The organism is Shinella sp. AETb1-6 (assembly GCF_009826875.1).
Taxonomy (GTDB): Bacteria; Pseudomonadota; Alphaproteobacteria; order Rhizobiales; family Rhizobiaceae; genus Shinella; species Shinella sumterensis.
Genome location: NZ_WUMM01000019.1, coordinates 1 through 15627, shown reverse-complemented (window position 1 = coordinate 15627; position 15627 = coordinate 1). Strand labels below are relative to the sequence as shown.

The following is a 15627-nucleotide window of genomic DNA, read 5'->3' as shown; positions in this document are numbered from 1 at the left end:
CAGACTTCGGCTACGAAGTGTCACTCGCCCTTAAACCGGATCAGATATTTGGGCCTGCTCCGATCTGGCTTGCTCATGTCGGCGAACATGCTGCCCGCCTCTTCCACACCGCCTATGCGCGCGACCAGTTTTCTCGTATCGAGCTTTCCGGTCGCAAGCAGGTCCAGCGTCAAGCCGTAGTAGTCGATGCCGTGCAGGATTCCATGAACGCTGATGTCCTTGAGAACCAGTGATCCCTGACTGACCTCCGGCGATGTGGATCCCGGGATACCGACAAGCGCGATGCGTCCTCCCAGGTCGCAAAGATCTATGGCGAGCTGCATGGAAGATCGCACGCCCGACGCCTCGATCACGACATCATAGGCGTCGCGGGCGGCCTCCTCCGGCCGAAGGACCCGCGTGGCACCCAGTTCCAGCGCGTAGTCCATTTCCGATTGCGCAACACCGATCACGTCGACCGAGCGCGCCGTCAATTTCGCGATCATGAGGCTGAGCATACCGAGCGTGCCTGTGCCGATCACCGCAACGCGATCGGCCTTTCCGACACCAGTCCGCTCACAGGCGTGATAGGCCGTGACAGCCGGCTCCACGAGCGTTGCCGCCTCAAGGGAGACATTGTCGGGCACGATCGAGACCGCAGTTTCAGGAACCACCACATATTCGGCTGCGGCGCCCGGGATGAAGCGTAGTCCAACCTCCCTGAGACTGCGACATAGATTGCGGCGACCGCGCTGGCAATTGTCGCAGCTGTTGCACGGCACCATGCAGTGACCCACCACGCGGCTACCGACACCGACTCTTTCCGCACCAGCACCCCTGGAAACGACCGTCCCCGTATATTCGTGGCCGAAGATGAAAGGATGCTTCAGAAAGCCGTTGTCGATATAGAAGCTCTTGCCATGATGAAGGTGGACATCCGTTCCGCAGATGCCGAGAAACGCTGTTCGAATGACGATTTCATGGGGACCCGCCTTAGGTACCGGCAGTTGCCGGATTTGCAACTCGTCGGCTCCGGTCATCAACAGGGCGGTCATCGATTGGGGTTGATCCATCTTTTCCTCCGATAGCGGTCACGGTCCTGCAACCATGAGCCAAATGCATTTGTCGTGTCCGGCGAGGAACTGTGGATCAGCGGCTAGAGAACAGATGGGCGATCCCGATACGACCTCCGATCTCGGTCAAGGCAATCGTTTCCCTCCAGGAACGACGCAGGCATCTTTAGCGTCCGCGCGATCGGCGCGCCAGTCAATGTTTGTCCTGTCTCAAGTAGACGCGCCCGAGGAAACCTGGCTCGCCCGATGTCTTTCCGCGAAGCGAGCTCAGGACCAGCACGCCCAGCGTCAGAATATACGGCGCGGTCATCGTCAGGTAGACCGGAAAGTCCGCACCGATCGCCTGGAGGCGGGGTACCAGGGCATCGGCGGCCCCGAAGAGAAGCGCTCCAAGAAGGGCGCGCGCGGGATTCCAGCGGGCGAAAATGACGAGAGCGATGGCGACCCAGCCGCGTGCTGCGACCATGCCTTCCACCCAGACATGGCTGGTCGCGACGGAAAGATAGGCACCCGCCAGACCGCACAGCACACCGGAAGCCAGGACGGCTGCAAGCTGTGTGAGCTGGATATCGATGCCGGCCACATCCGCGGCGGCAGGGTTTTCGCCGACCGCCGTCAGCCGGAGACCGCTGCGGGTTTTCTGCAGCCACCACCACAGAGCGAAGACGATCAGCGGTAGGGCGATCGTCACCGGATCCTGAACGGCCACGATCCGGCCAAACACCGAGCCGCGATCGATGCCGAAGAGATCACCCAGGGTCTCAATTCCCGGGAAGGTCTTTTGCACGTAAGGCCGCCCCAGAACACCGGTCACCCCGAGACCGATCGCCACGATGGCAAGGCCTGAAAGCGTGTGGTCAGCGCGCTTGACGACGGTGGCGAGGCCGAAAAGCAAGGCGAGCGCCGCCGCTGCTATGGCACCGCCGCCGAGCGCCGCCCACGGATTGCCACCCGACAGCACGATGATCGCCCCGGTCATCGCGCCGACGGCCATCATGCCTTCGGCGCCGAGGTTCAGGACACCGGCACGCTCGCAGATGATGAGGCCCAGGCTCGCAAGCAGAAGCGGCGTCGCATAGCTTGGAATGATGGCAAGCCAACCGATCAGGAAATCCATGACGACCCTTTCTTCAGCTCGGCCGGCTGAGCGCGTAGGTACTGAAGAACTGTGCCATCAGGATCGAGATGAGCACGGTTCCCTGCACGAGCACGATCATGCCTTCCGATATGGAGTAGAACACCTTCAGAACGTTGCCGGCGGTGAAGACCGCGCCGAGTGCGAGCGCCACGACGAGCACCCAGACCGGCTTGGCGCGGGCGAGATAGGCGACGACGATGGCGCTGAACAGATAGCCGTTGCCGACCACCTGGCTCAGCCGATGCTCCGTGCCGGCAATGACGGTCACGCCGGCGAGGCCAGAAAGCGCGCCGGAAAGCAGCACCAATCCGGTGATCGTTGCTCCAACCGGCAATCCCGCCGCCCGCGCGGTCTTGATATTGTGGCCGACGGCATCGGCGTAGAAGCCGACCCTCGTATAGTCGAGCAGGTACCACAGCGCCGCCGTGACTGCGCCGACGAGCAGGAAACCGTAATGCAGTTGGCCCCAACCCGTGGCGGCAAAGCGGGATGCCTCGGGAAAAGCCGCCGTTACCGGGAAATTCGTCGCCGGATCGCGCCAGACGCCGAACAGCAGGTGCTGCACGAAAAGAAAGGCGATGCTTCCCAGCAGCAGCGTCGAGATGACTTCGTTGACACCCCACTTGAGCTTGAGCCAGAGCGGCAGCGCAATCCAGGCGGCGCCGACCACGGCCCCCAGGACCAGCATCAGCGGCAACCGCAGCGGCTCCGGGCCGATCCCGCCCAGTGCCACCCAGGTGGCGGCGACCGCGCCGAGCCAGAGTTGGCCCTCGATGCCGATATTCCAAAACCGCACCCGCATGGCGACCGCCGAGGCCAGGCCGACGAGGACGAGCGGCAGGGCCGCGGTCAGCGTTTGGGAAAGACCATCCGACGTCAGAAAGGTCGCGACAAGAAACTCGTCGACAAGCGCATCGGCCGGCACGCCGGCCTGCACGAGAAGGATAGCGGAAATGGCAAGGCCGACGAACAGCCCGCCCGCGTAGCATGCACCGGAAAGCAGCGGGCCCGGCGCTTGCCGGCGAACAAGAAACGCAGCATCAAACATGGCCGGCGAGCAGCGCTCCAATCCATTCGGGGGTAACGTCGCCGATCGCACGACAGTCGGCGATGGATCCCCTGTTCATGACGGCGACACGATGGGACAGCGACAGGACCTCGTTGAGATCCTCGCTGATCAGAAGACAGGCCGCGCCGCCTTCGACGGCCTGCTTGATGGCATTGCGGACGAAGAGCGTGGCCTTCATGTCGAGGCCCCGCGAAGGGGAGTGTGCGACCAGCACCTTCATCCCGGCGTCGAGTTCGCGCGCCAGCAGAACCTTCTGCGCGTTGCCGCCCGACAGCAGCGCTGCAGCGCGCTCCGGCGAGGCGCCTCTGATATCAAAGCTCTGGATCGCTGCGGTGGCAGCATGCCGCATACCCTTGCGGCTCAGAAAAAATGGCCCGCCGAAATCCCCCTTCGCGACCTGCGTCAGGGCAAGGTTTTCGGCAATGGACAGCTCGCGAACAAGGCCGGCCTCGAAGCGGTCGGACGGGATAATGCGCAGACCGGCCTTTCGCCGATCATGGGGCGACGCACGCGAAAGATCACGACCGCCGAGACGGATGGAGCCTTGATCCTGTCTCGACAGTCCGGTCAGGCAGGCCACCAGTTCTTCCTGCCCATTGCCGCCGACGCCTGCGATGCCGAGCACTTCGCCGGCGTGCAGTTCGAAATTGAGCGCGTTCAAGCCCTGTCCGAACCGGTCGGGTTTCTGCGTCAGGCCCGATACACTGAGATTGACGGCACCCGGACTTGACAGAGGGCGTTCGCTCACGGCCAGCGCCTCGCCGACCATCAGCCGCGCGACCTCGCCCTCGTCGATATCGGCAACCGGCGCCCCGGCCATCACCGTCTTGCCGTGCCGCATGACGGTGATACGGTCGCAGAAGCCGGCGACCTCGCGGAACTTGTGCGTGATCAGCACGACGGCGTGGCCCTGCCGCGCCAGACGCCGGACGAAGGAGAGCAGCATCTTTGCTTCCTCCTCGCTCAGCACCGCGGTCGGTTCATCGAGAATGAGGATGCGGGCGCCCAGCAACAGGACGCGTACGATCTCGACGCGTTGACGCTCGGCTGTCGAGAGGTCCGCAACGGCCCTGGCAGGGTCCACGGGCAGGCCGACTTCAGCGGCCTTTGCGGCGATGGCCGCCGCGGCCTGTGCCGGCGTGCGAATCCTGCTGTCGCGCCCAAGGCTCAGGAGCATGTTTTGAGAAACGGTGAAACTCTGCACGAGCCGGAAATGCTGGTGCACCATGCCGAGGCCGGCCGCTGTGGCCTCCATCGGACTGCGCGGGCTCCTGGCTTCCCCATCAATCGTCTGTTCTCCGCCGTCGGCCGCATAGACGCCGGCGGCGACATTCATCAATGTCGACTTGCCCGCACCGTTCTCGCCGACGATCGCATGCACTTCCCCCCATTCGAGGCGGAAGGATGCATCGACCAGCGCCGGCTTGCCGTCGAAGGCCTTGTCTATGCCCTTGAGGTCAAGCGCCGGCGGCGCGCCGGGGAACAGGGTTCCCCGGCCATCCGATTGATGCAGCGTGTCGATCATTGCTTCGCCGGCATCGTGCCGGTGATGCCCTCGACGAAGTAATCCATCGACCACAAGGCACCGTCGTCCAGCTTGCTCCCGGCTTCGACAAGCACGGAGCCATCCTGCTTGTTGATCGGGCCTTGGAACGGATCGAGCGTGCCGGCAATGATCTGCTGCTTGGCAGCCTCGATCTTCGCCTTGGTTTCGTCCGAGACGCCGGGGCCGAACGGCGCGAGATCGACCACGCCCTTGTCCATGCCCTCGAAGGCGCCGTATTCCTCGGGCTTCCAGCTGCCGTCGATGATTTCCTTGATCGTCGGCACGAGATATTTCTCCCAGCGGAAGACGACCGAGGTCTGGATGGTCTTCGGCGCGGCGTGCGACATGTCGAGTTGGAAGCCGAACGAAGGCGTGCCCGCCTTTTCCGCGACGTCGAGCGGAGAGGTCGCGGAGAGGTTGGTCGCCAGCACGTCGGCCTTCTGGTCGAGAATCGCCTGGGCCACCTGGCCTTCCTTCACCGGATCCCACCAGGAGTTCGTGAACACCGCGATGGTTTGGATGTCGGGATCGACCGAGCGGGCGCCAAGAGCGAAACTGTTGATGTCCCAGTTGACCACGCCGACCGGGAAGCCGGCCAGGATGCCGATCTTCTTGGTCTTGGTGGCCTGGGCGGCGGCGATGCCGGCGAGATACCAGCCCTGGTAGGTGCGGGCGTAGAAGCTTTCCATGTTCGGGCCGTTTTCGGTGCCCGACGCGCTCAGGAACGCGACGTTCGGATAGGCCTTCGCGGCTTCGGCCATCGGAGCGCTGTAGCCGTAGGTGGTGCCGACGATGATGTTGAAACCGCGCTTCACATAGAGGTCGATCGCCGCGCGAAGCTTGGTCGCTTCTTCCGGGATGTTCTCGGTGACGGCGACTTCGATCTGGAGCTGTTCTTCGACAGCCTTGCGGCCGGCTTCGAGTGCCTCGTTCCAACCGCCGTCCAATGCTGCACTGCCATATATGAAGGCGACCTTCGGCGGACCTTCGAGCGTAAAGCCCCAGGCCGTGGACCAGGCCAGAAGCGACATCGCAGCAGCGAGATAGGCCGCCCGGGCCTTCGGAAATTTGGTGTCTGTCATGTCGGTTCCCCTTGTTTTTGCCGACGTCGGTTCGTTCTGGACACACGTTTCCCGGCGGGCGAAGGCCCGTTCGAGCAACGTCGTCGCTGACGTTCATTCCGGATTTTCAAAAGCGGTCTTGGCTCTTGTGCAGTGCATAAAATCCCATTACGGTCGTTCATGCAATAAAAATAATCATGCCCAATTTTTTGGCATTTTGTTCAGAATTATGGACGATCAGACGTGAACACCGAGGCATTGGCTTCATTCGTCAAGATTGCGGAACTGCGCTCGCTGTCGGCCGCAGCGAAGCTTTACGGCCTGCCGAAGTCGACGCTCAGCCTGCGGATCAAGCAGCTTGAAGCGGATTTGAACGTTGCGCTTTTCGAACGTTCGGGACGTAACCTGCTTTTGACGGAAGAGGGCCAGACCCTGCTCGTGCACGCCCGTCAGATCCTGCAAAGCTGCGACACGGCGAGAGCCGCCGTCACCGAACCGTCGGACGATGTCGCCGGGACTTTGCGCATCGGCGCAACGGGCGAGTTCGGCACGGCCTTCTATGCGCAGATGCTGATCGTGTTCCGCAGGCTCTATCCGAATGTCGATATCGAGCTGACATTCTTCTCGCCCCATGTCCTCTATGCCGCCGAAAGCCTCGACATGCTGGATGCGGTGGTATCCTGGGACGATGGGGAGGCAGACGGCGAAACGCTCTCCACCGCGACTTTCGCTCTTTTCGCCAGTCAGAGCTATATCGATCGCATGGGCATGCCGGCATCGCCCGCCGATCTGGCCGAGCACCTGGGTATCCTTTACCGCACGCCTCGCGGCCTTCAGCACTGGCGGCTGCAGAAGGGCAGCGCGCAGGAAAGCATCCTGCCGCGCTCAAGCCTGATCGCCAACGATTTCTGGACGATCAAGTATTTCGCGGTGGCGGGAGAAGGCATCGGCTACCTTCCGCACTTCTTTACCGACATCGAGTGCGAGCGTGGCCATCTTGTCCCGCTCCTGCCCGATTGGACCTCGGCGGAACGGCGCGTGAGCATACGCGTCACCCGGCCTCACGCCCGTTCACGCAAGATGGCGGCATTCATGGATGTCTGCCGCCGCTACTTCTCGCCCGGCTTCATCTTTGTCGGGCCGCGCTACTACGTGGAAGCGATCCACGATCCAAGCCAACAGAAAGAGGGAACAGAACCATGAAAGCAGTGGAGACCGGAAACGGCGTTCGCGTCATGAAGAATGGCGGGCTGGACCCGCAGCGCGTCAGCTTCGACAAGATCCCGATCATCGACCTCGAGCCGATGTTCAGCGGTGACGCCGCCGCCAAGGAGAGGCTGGCGGAAGAGTTGCGCAAGGCCTGTACGGAAGTAGGCTTCCTGTACATCAAGAACCACCACGTCCCGCAGGATGTCATCCAGAAGACGTTTGATGTGGCCGAGGATTATTTCGCGTTGCCCGACGACGTGAAGATGCAGAACCACGTCTCGAAGTCCAGGAACAATCGCGGCTATGCGGCAATGCTGGAGGAAAACACCGACCCCACCGCCCGCGGCGACCTGCACCAGTCCTTCGATATCGCGCTCGACGTTCCGGCGGACGATCCCGACGTGCTGGCCGGAAAAGTCCTCTACGGCCCGAACCAGTGGCCTGCGGATCAGCCGGAATTCCGCGCCGCGCTCGAAGCCTATCACGTCGAGATGCTGAAGCTCAGCGGCCACCTGTTGCATGCCTTCGCACTGTCGCTCGGGCTCGAGGAAACCTATTTCGACTCCATGGTCAACAAGCCGCTTGCGACCCTGCGTGTCCTGCACTATCCGCCGCAGTTCGGCGAGATCGACGATCGCCAGATCGGCATCGGTGCGCATTCGGACTATGAGTGCTTCACCATTCTCGCCCAGAAGGAAGGCATTTCGGCTCTCCAGGTCCTGAACGCTTCGGGCGAATGGATTGCCGCCGATCCGATCCCGGGCTGCTTTGTCGTCAATATCGGCGACCAGATGGCGCGCTGGACCAACGATCTGTTCGCCTCGACGGTGCACCGGGCGATCAACCGCTCCGGCAAGGAACGCTATTCCATCCCGTTCTTCTTCGGCCCCAATTACGACACGGTGCTGGAGGCGTTGCCGAGCTGCGTCGATGAAGATCACCCGGCAAAATACGAGCCGGTGACATCGGGCGATTATGTCAATGGCCGGTTCGCCGCGACGTTCGCCCATTATGCCGAGGCGCAGAAGCAGGACGCCACCGTTTGATCTTATCGGGCGCGACCACCTTTCCAAAATGGACAGGGGTCGCGCCAGCTTGCTCTGGCCACGACAGCCCGCGCACGCCCGTAAATGGAATGAGGATATGCCTATTTAGAAGCCACCTTGTTTTCTTGACTTCAAAATGTGCAGTCGCTATCGATTTATCAATTGGTAAAAAACCGGGGAACTCATCGATGATCGACAAACTGCTTATCTCCCGCCGTGGCGTGCTTGCCTCCGGCCTCGCTCTAAGTGCCTCCGCGTTCATACCCTCCGCACGAGCTGCCGCGGCGGTCAAGGTCGCCGGCATCCATGGCTCACCGGTGGAAAACGCTTGGAATTCGGTGCTGCACAAGGCGCTCCAGGACGCCGCGGCGGAAGGTGCGATCGAGTACGTCTTCTCTGAAGGCGTCTCCGGTACCGACTATCCGCGCGCGATGCGCGAATATGCCGAACAGGGCGCGAAGCTCATCATCGGCGAGACCTTCCCCGTGGAGAAGCAGGCGCGCGAAGTGGCCGCCGACTATCCGGAGACGGCCTTCGTCATGGGATCGAGCGGCAAGGAAGCCGGCGATAATTTCGGCGTGTTCGGCACCTGGAACTTCGACGGCGCCTATCTCGCCGGCATGCTGGCCGGAAAGATGACGAAGTCGAACGTCGTGGGCTCCGTCGGCGCCATGCCGATCCCGGAAGTGAACATGCTGATCAATGCCTTCGGTGCGGGCGTCAAGGCCGTCAATCCGGATGCCAAGCACCTCGTCACCTTCATCGGTACCTTCTTCGACCCGCCGAAGGCGCGCGAAGCCGGCTTGGCCCAGATCGACGCCGGAGCCGACATCCTGTTCGGCGAGCGCATCGGCACCGCCGACGCCGCCAAGGAGCGCGGCATCAAGTCAGTCGGGTCGCTGATCGACTACACGCCGCGCTATCCCGACACCGTCTTCGCAAATGCATTGTGGAACTTCCGCCCGATCCTGAACGCGGCGCTCGCCGACGTGGCCGCCGGCAAGCCGACCGGCCGCGACTACACCGCCTACGGCCTGATGAAGGAAGGCGGCAGCGACATCGTCTTCGTCAAGGGTGTGGCACCTGCCGAAGCGGAAGCTGCGATGGAGGCCAAGCGCGCCGAGATCAAGGCGGGCACCTTCGAAGTCCCGCGCATCATGGACGAACCGAAGTAAACGGTTCGATGCAGGCGGATGCAACAGCGCTGGCGCAGGCTATTGCCGGCGGCCGGACCACCAGCCGGGAGGCCATGCAGGCCTCCCTTTCAGCGTCTTCGGCCTGGGAAAGCCTGGGCGCCGTCGCCTATCAGGACGCAGATAAGGGTCTGACGGCCGCCGACGCCATTGATGTTTTGCCGGGGGATGTCCGCCACACACTGCCCTTCTCCGGCGTACCGACGCTTGGCAAAGACCTCGGCGGGCCGTTCACCGGTTTTCCAACAACCGCGGGATCGCGCCTGATGGCGCGGCGCGGCGGATTGGTGGATTCCGACCTTGCCAAGCGTTTCCGTGCCGCTGGCCTCTGTCTTTTCGGCCTCACCACAAGTCCCGAATTCGGCCTGTCGCTCGCCAGCGAACCGGCAATCGGCCCGATCGCGCGCAATCCGCTGGCGCCTGACCTTTCGGCCGGAGGCTCCTCAGGCGGCGCTGCGGCCGCCGTTGCGGCCGGCATCGTCGCAATCGCCCACGCCACCGACGCCGGCGGCTCCATCCGCGTTCCGGCCGCCTGTTGCGGGCTCGTCGGTCTCAAGCCCAGCCGTGGACTGATGCCGGCGGGGCCGCATTTCGGCAATCACCTGGGCGGTATCGCCGCCGAACTGGTCGTGACGCGCTCCGTGCGCGATACCGCAGCGGCACTGGCAGCGCTTTCCGGCAACGCGCGCGGCCCGTTTCCGCCGGTTGAAATGCAGAAGCAGCGGGATGGGCGGCTACGGATCGGCGTTCTGACAGACACCGGCGCCGACCATCCGACGGACGCCACGCGACAAGCGGTCATCGAGGAGGCCGCCCGCGCACTGGAGGCTACCGGCCACCAGCTCGTCCCCATCTCCTTCGAGGCCGTGCAAGGTATGGCATCGGCAAGCCGCCGCGCCTTCGTCGACATCGTCTGCCTCAATCTCGCCGACACGATCGCTCGCTTTGATCTGGATGCCGGCAAGACCGAACCATTGACGCAGGCCGTCATCGAGCGCGGCTTGTCCCTGCCGGCGCGAGGCCTGTGGCAAAGCCTCAACGCGATGGTGCTGGTCAGCCGCGACCTGTGGCGGCTTTTCGACGACATCGACTGCCTCATCAGCCCGATCCTGTCTTCGGCACCGTGCCCCGTAGGCTCCTTCCCAAGCGATCACCGGGACACAGACCTTCATTTCGAGCGGATGGCGGCCTTTGCGCCGCTAGCGGCGATCGCCAATGCCTCCGGCTTCCCGGCGCTTACCCTGCCCTTCGGCACCGATGCCGCGGGCCTGCCGTTGCCGGTCCAGTTGATGGCGCCGATGGGCGCCGACGCCCTGCTCTTGCAGCTTGCCGGCCTTCTGGAGCAGGATGGCCGCTGGCAACACCGGTTTCCAATCGCAGGATGGCCCGCATGAGTACACCGGTTCTCCAGATCGAGAACGTCAGCAAGCGTTTCGGCCAGACCCTTGCCAACGACAATATCTCCCTGTCGCTGGACAAGGGCGAAATCGTCGCCCTGCTGGGTGAGAACGGTGCGGGCAAGACGACGCTGATGAGCATCCTCTTCGGCCACTACGTTCCCGACAGCGGCCGCGTCATGGTGGACGGACAGGAACTGCCGGCAGGTCGGCCGCGCGCAGCCATCCGCGCGGGCATCGGCATGGTGCACCAGCATTTTGCGCTGGCACCCAACCTGACCGTGCTGGAAAACGTCACGACGGGCACCGAAAGCCTGTGGTCGCCGCGCTCCCGCCGCCGTGAGGCGCGGGCGAAGCTGCTGGCGATCTCGGAACGGTTCGGGCTGAAAGTTGATCCGGACGCGCGGCTTGGCGACCTGTCGGTTGGCGAGCAGCAGCGCGTCGAAATCCTGAAGGCGCTTTACAACGAGGCCCGCATCCTCGTTCTCGACGAGCCGACGGCGGTCCTGACGCAGATCGAAGCCGAGCGCCTGTTTGCTACATTGAAGGACATGGCGGCGCAGGGCCTGTCGCTGATCTTCATTTCCCACAAGCTGGACGAGGTGATGTCGACCGCGGACCGGATCGTCGTCCTGCGCGGCGGACGCCACGTTGCAGAGCGCCGCGCATCCGAGACCAGCAAGCCGGAACTGGCCGAACTGATGGTCGGCCGTGCGGTGTCACGACCGGTGCGCGAGCCATCGGACCCCGGCGACGTGGTACTGGAGGCCGCCGCGGTCACTGTCAGGATCGGCGGGGTCGATCGCCTGAAGGCCGTCGACTTTCGGCTTCGTGCTGGCGAAGTGCTTGGCATCATCGGCGTGTCTGGCAACGGCCAGGCGGCACTGGCACAGCTGCTGTCGGGCACCGCCGCCATGGCGAGCGGCGACCTGCTTCTGTTCGGCCAGCCTGTCGACGCGTTGAGCGTCAAGGACGCGGTCACCGCGGGAATCGGCCGGATCCCGGAAGACCGCAACAAGGACGGCGCCATCGGCGAGATGGCCATTTGGGAAAATGCCATTCTGGAACGTCTGTCGAGCTTCTCGCGCCACGGGCTGGTGGATCGCCAGGCTGGCATGGCTTTCGCGCAGACGATCATTGACACGTTCGACGTGCGCGGCGGATCACCGGCAAGCCGCATCCGGCTGCTCTCCGGTGGCAACATGCAGAAGCTGATCCTGGGACGAAACCTGGTCGACAGGCCGCGCATCCTTATCGCCGCCCAGCCCGCCCGCGGGCTGGACGAAGGCGCGGTGGCCGCGGTCCACGAACGCATCCTCGACGCGCGGCGGCAGGGCACGGCGGTGCTGCTGATTTCGGAAGACCTCGACGAGGTGATGGCACTCGCCGACCGTATCCAGGCCATCGTCGGCGGCAGGCTCTCCCCGCCGATACCGGCGGAAGAGGCTTCTACGCGCAGACTGGGCCTGATGATGGCCGGCGAATGGGAAGGCGAGACGGCACATGCGGTTTGAAAGACGCGAACACAGGCCGGTCGCGCTGGTCATCGCGACACCGCTGATTGCGGTCGTTGCCGCGCTGGCGATTGCAGGCATCCTCATCGCGATTGCCGGTGCACCGGTTTTCGAAGCCTACTGGAATATTCTGAAGGGTGCCTACGGCTCGCGTCTCTCGGCGACGGAAACGCTGACCCGCGCCACGCCCCTGATCCTGACCGGCCTTGCGGCCGCCGTCGCCTTTCGCGCGCGGTTATGGAACATCGGCGGCGAAGGACAACTCTATCTCGGCGCGATCACCGTCGCTTGGGCGAGCTCGCACTTCATCGGCACCTGGCCGTCCGCCTTGCAGATCCCGGCGCTGCTGATCATGGGCGCGGTCGCGGGCATGATCCTGCTTCTGGTGCCGCTGTGGCTGAGGCTGCGCTTTTCGGTCGATGAGGTGGTCACGACGCTGCTTCTCAACTTCGTCGCCGTCCTCTTCGTGTCCATGCTCATCGACACCGTCCTGAAGGACCCGACGGCGTTCGGCTGGCCGCAATCACAATCGGTGGCCGACGCCGCGATGCTGCCGAAGCTTCTCGCCCGCTCGCGCCTCAATCTCGGCCTCGTCATCGCCGTGGTGTTGGCTCTCGTACTGGCCTTCGTCCAGTCGCGCACGGTATTCGGCATACAGTCACGCGCCGCCGGCCTTAACCCGCAGGGCGCGGTGTTCGCCGGCGTTCCGCTCGGCCGCACGCTTGTGGTCGTCGCCTGCGTGTCCGGAGGACTGGCGGGACTTGCGGGCGCCGTCGAGGTCATGGGCGTCAAGGGCTATGTGACGACCGACCTGTCGCCGGGTTACGGCTATTCCGGTATTGTCGTGGCGATGCTGGCCAACCTCAACCCGCTCGGGGTCGTCGTTGCCGGCCTCTTCACCGCCACCATGTTCGTTGGTGCGGATGGCATGAGCCGCGCCATGGGCATTCCGAGCTATATCGCCGATGTCATCGTCGCCCTCTCGCTCCTGACGATGCTGATCGCCGTCTTCTTCACCCAGTACAGGATCCGCCGATGAGCGCCGTCTTCGACATCATCGCCTCCGCCGGCTTGTGGGCGGCCGTCCTGCGCATCGCGACACCGCTGATCCTGGGCACGCTCGGCGCGCTCTTATGCGAGCGGGCCGGTGTCCTCAATCTCGGCATAGAGGGCATCATGACCTTCGGCGCGATGATCGGCTGGCTGGCGGTCTACAACGGCGCGGACCTTTGGACGGGCTTCCTCATCGCCGCGCTCGCCGGAGGGCTGTTCGGCGTGCTGCATGCGGCATTGACCGTCACGCTTGGCCTGTCGCAGCATGTCTCCGGTCTCGGTGTCACACTCTTTGCCTCGAGCTTCAGCTATTATGTCTTCCGCCTTCTCGTGCCGGTCGCCGGCACGCCCCCGACGATCACACCCTTCCAGCCCATTCATATTCCCGGCTTGAGCGACCTCCCCTTCCTTGGCCAGGCCGTCTTCAGCCAGACCCCGCCGACCTATGCCGCGATCCTGATTGCTTTGGCGCTCGCCTATCTCGTGTTCCGCACGCCGCTGGGCCTTGCGATCCGCATGACCGGTGAAAATCCGCATGCTGCCGAGGCGCAGGGTATCAGTCCCATGGTGGTTCGCTACGGGGCGGTGATTGCCGGCAGCGCGCTGATGGGCATGGCCGGCGCCTTCCTGACGCTGTCGGCCTTCAACAGCTTCTTTCCGACCATGGTCCAGGGGCGCGGGTGGATCTGCATCGCGCTCGTCGTCTTCGCCTCCTGGCGGCCACAGCGTGCCCTGCTCGGCGCCCTGCTCTTCGCCTTCTTCGATGGCTTCCAACTGCGGCTCCAGACAGTTCTGGGCGGTGTGGTTCCCTACCAGCTCTTCCTGATGATCCCATACGTCCTGTCGATCGCGGCGCTGGCTGTCATGGCCAGACGCGCCCGCGTGCCGCAGGCCCTCATGCAACCCTATCGGCGCGGCGAGCGCTGAACGGAGGATAACACCATGTTCGATCTCATCATCCGCAACGCCAACCTGCCCGACGGCCGCCAAGGGTTCGACATCGGCCTCAAGGACGGCATCATCGCGACCGTCGAAAAGCGGATCGATGCCGTCGCGGACGAGGAGATCGATGCGACAGGAAGGCTGGCAAGCCCGCCCTTCTGCGATCCGCATTTTCACATGGACGCGACGCTGTCGCTCGGCATGCCGCGCATGAACGTTTCCGGCACGCTGCTCGAGGGCATCGCGCTATGGGGCGAATTGCGGCCGCTCCTGACCAAGGAAGCGCTGGTCGAGCGCGCGCTGCGCTACTGCGATCTCGCCGTCAGCCAGGGCCTGCTCTTCATCCGCAGCCATGTCGACACGTCCGACCCGCGCCTCGTCACCGCCGAGGCCCTGATCGAGGTCCGTGAACGGGTGGCGCCCTACATCACGCTGCAGCTCGTCGCCTTTCCGCAGGACGGCTACTACCGTGCGCCCGAAGGCGAGGCATCGCTGAAGCGCGCACTCGACATGGGGCTCGACATCGTCGGCGGCATTCCGCATTTCGAGCGCACGATGGACGATGGACGACGCTCGCTCGAAGCGCTGTGCCGGATCGCGGCGGAGCGCGGTTTGCCGGTGGATATCCACTGCGACGAGACCGATGATCCGATGTCCCGCCACATCGAGACGCTGGCGGCGGAAACCGTGCGCCATGGCCTGCAGGGACGCGTGGCAGGCTCCCACCTCACCTCCATGCACTCCATGGACAATTACTACGTCTCGAAGCTCATCCCGCTGATGGCGGAAGCCGAGATCAACGTCATCCCTAACCCGCTGATCAACATCATGCTGCAGGGCCGGCACGACACCTATCCGAAGCGGCGCGGCATGACGCGGGTGCGCGAACTGATGGCCGCCGGGCTCAACGTGTCCTTCGGCCAGGACTGCACCATGGATCCCTGGTATTCGATGGGCTCTGCCGACATGCTCGAAGTCGGTCACATGGCGATCCATGTGGCGCAGATGGGCGGGATCGAGGACAAGAAGAAGATCTTCGATGCATTGACTGTCAATTCGGCAAGGACCATGGGTCTTGAAGGCTACGGTATCGAGGTGGGCTGCAAGGCGGACCTGATCGTGCTCCAGGCCGCCGACGTCATCGAGGCGCTGCGGCTGAAGCCGATCCGCCTGGCCGTGGTCAAGGGCGGCAAGGTGATCTCACGCAGCGCGCCGCGGATCGGCGAACTCTTCCTCGACGGCCGGCCGGCGAGCATCGATCCCGGCCGCGACTACGTGCCCAAGGAGCCATCGTGACAGAAGGCCCGCGGGATCATAGGCTGACGCAGGGTAGCTTCGTCAAACCATAATCGTCTTATGACAAGCGAGACATCTGGATGAGCGGCCGACACCCAGCCGACTAGTCTC

General features: G+C 63.8%; 13 protein-coding genes. 8 read left to right on the top strand and 5 right to left on the bottom strand.

Going from position 1 to position 15627, the window contains the following annotated elements:
• Nucleotides 1-20: 20 nt before the first annotated feature.
• From GR158_RS23145 to GR158_RS23125, 5 genes are all read right to left on the bottom strand, one after another.
• Nucleotides 21-1052: a zinc-binding dehydrogenase gene (locus GR158_RS23145; protein ID WP_160872767.1), complete on the bottom strand. Its 1032-nt coding sequence runs from the start codon at nucleotides 1050-1052 to the stop codon at nucleotides 21-23.
• A gap of 193 nt (nucleotides 1053-1245) precedes the next feature.
• The gene (locus GR158_RS23140) at nucleotides 1246-2169 is read right to left on the bottom strand and encodes an ABC transporter permease (RefSeq protein ID WP_160872766.1); all 924 of its coding nucleotides are present in this window, start codon (nucleotides 2167-2169) and stop codon (nucleotides 1246-1248) included.
• Nucleotides 2170-2182: 13 nt separating this feature from the next.
• Complete coding sequence (locus tag GR158_RS23135) at nucleotides 2183-3238, bottom strand: ABC transporter permease (protein ID WP_160872765.1); 1056 nt, start codon at nucleotides 3236-3238, stop codon at nucleotides 2183-2185.
• Nucleotides 3231-4784, bottom strand: a complete 1554-nt coding sequence (locus GR158_RS23130; protein ID WP_160872764.1) for an ABC transporter ATP-binding protein — start codon at nucleotides 4782-4784, stop codon at nucleotides 3231-3233. Before GR158_RS23130 ends, GR158_RS23135 begins: the two co-directional genes overlap by 8 nt.
• Nucleotides 4781-5887, bottom strand: coding sequence for a BMP family ABC transporter substrate-binding protein (locus GR158_RS23125; RefSeq protein ID WP_160872763.1), 1107 nt, complete (start codon nucleotides 5885-5887; stop codon nucleotides 4781-4783). The genes GR158_RS23130 and GR158_RS23125 overlap by 4 nt, the downstream gene beginning before the upstream one ends.
• A gap of 222 nt (nucleotides 5888-6109) precedes the next feature.
• On the opposite strand from GR158_RS23125, the gene GR158_RS23120 reads away from it, so the two are divergent.
• The 8 genes from GR158_RS23120 to GR158_RS23085 all read left to right on the top strand — a co-directional run bounded on the left by GR158_RS23120 (nucleotide 6110) and on the right by GR158_RS23085 (nucleotide 15516).
• On the top strand, nucleotides 6110-7069 hold the full coding sequence (locus tag GR158_RS23120) for a LysR family transcriptional regulator (protein ID WP_160872762.1): 960 nt from the start codon (nucleotides 6110-6112) through the stop codon (nucleotides 7067-7069).
• On the top strand, nucleotides 7066-8121 hold the full coding sequence (locus GR158_RS23115) for an isopenicillin N synthase family oxygenase (protein ID WP_160872761.1): 1056 nt from the start codon (nucleotides 7066-7068) through the stop codon (nucleotides 8119-8121). Before GR158_RS23120 ends, GR158_RS23115 begins: the two co-directional genes overlap by 4 nt.
• Nucleotides 8122-8309: 188 nt before the next feature.
• Nucleotides 8310-9296: a BMP family protein gene (locus GR158_RS23110; protein ID WP_134651597.1), complete on the top strand. Its 987-nt coding sequence runs from the start codon at nucleotides 8310-8312 to the stop codon at nucleotides 9294-9296.
• Between the two features lie 8 nt (nucleotides 9297-9304).
• Nucleotides 9305-10708, top strand: a complete 1404-nt coding sequence (locus tag GR158_RS23105; RefSeq protein WP_160872760.1) for an amidase — start codon at nucleotides 9305-9307, stop codon at nucleotides 10706-10708.
• Nucleotides 10705-12225: an ABC transporter ATP-binding protein gene (locus tag GR158_RS23100; protein WP_160872759.1), complete on the top strand. Its 1521-nt coding sequence runs from the start codon at nucleotides 10705-10707 to the stop codon at nucleotides 12223-12225. Before GR158_RS23105 ends, GR158_RS23100 begins: the two co-directional genes overlap by 4 nt.
• A complete protein-coding gene (locus tag GR158_RS23095; RefSeq protein ID WP_160872758.1) occupies nucleotides 12215-13264 on the top strand; it encodes an ABC transporter permease in 1050 nt (349 codons plus the stop codon). Before GR158_RS23100 ends, GR158_RS23095 begins: the two co-directional genes overlap by 11 nt.
• Nucleotides 13261-14205, top strand: coding sequence for an ABC transporter permease (locus GR158_RS23090; protein WP_160872757.1), 945 nt, complete (start codon nucleotides 13261-13263; stop codon nucleotides 14203-14205). The genes GR158_RS23095 and GR158_RS23090 overlap by 4 nt, the downstream gene beginning before the upstream one ends.
• Nucleotides 14206-14220: 15 nt before the next feature.
• A complete protein-coding gene (locus tag GR158_RS23085) occupies nucleotides 14221-15516 on the top strand; it encodes an amidohydrolase family protein (RefSeq protein WP_160872756.1) in 1296 nt (431 codons plus the stop codon).
• Nucleotides 15517-15627 lie beyond the last annotated feature (111 nt).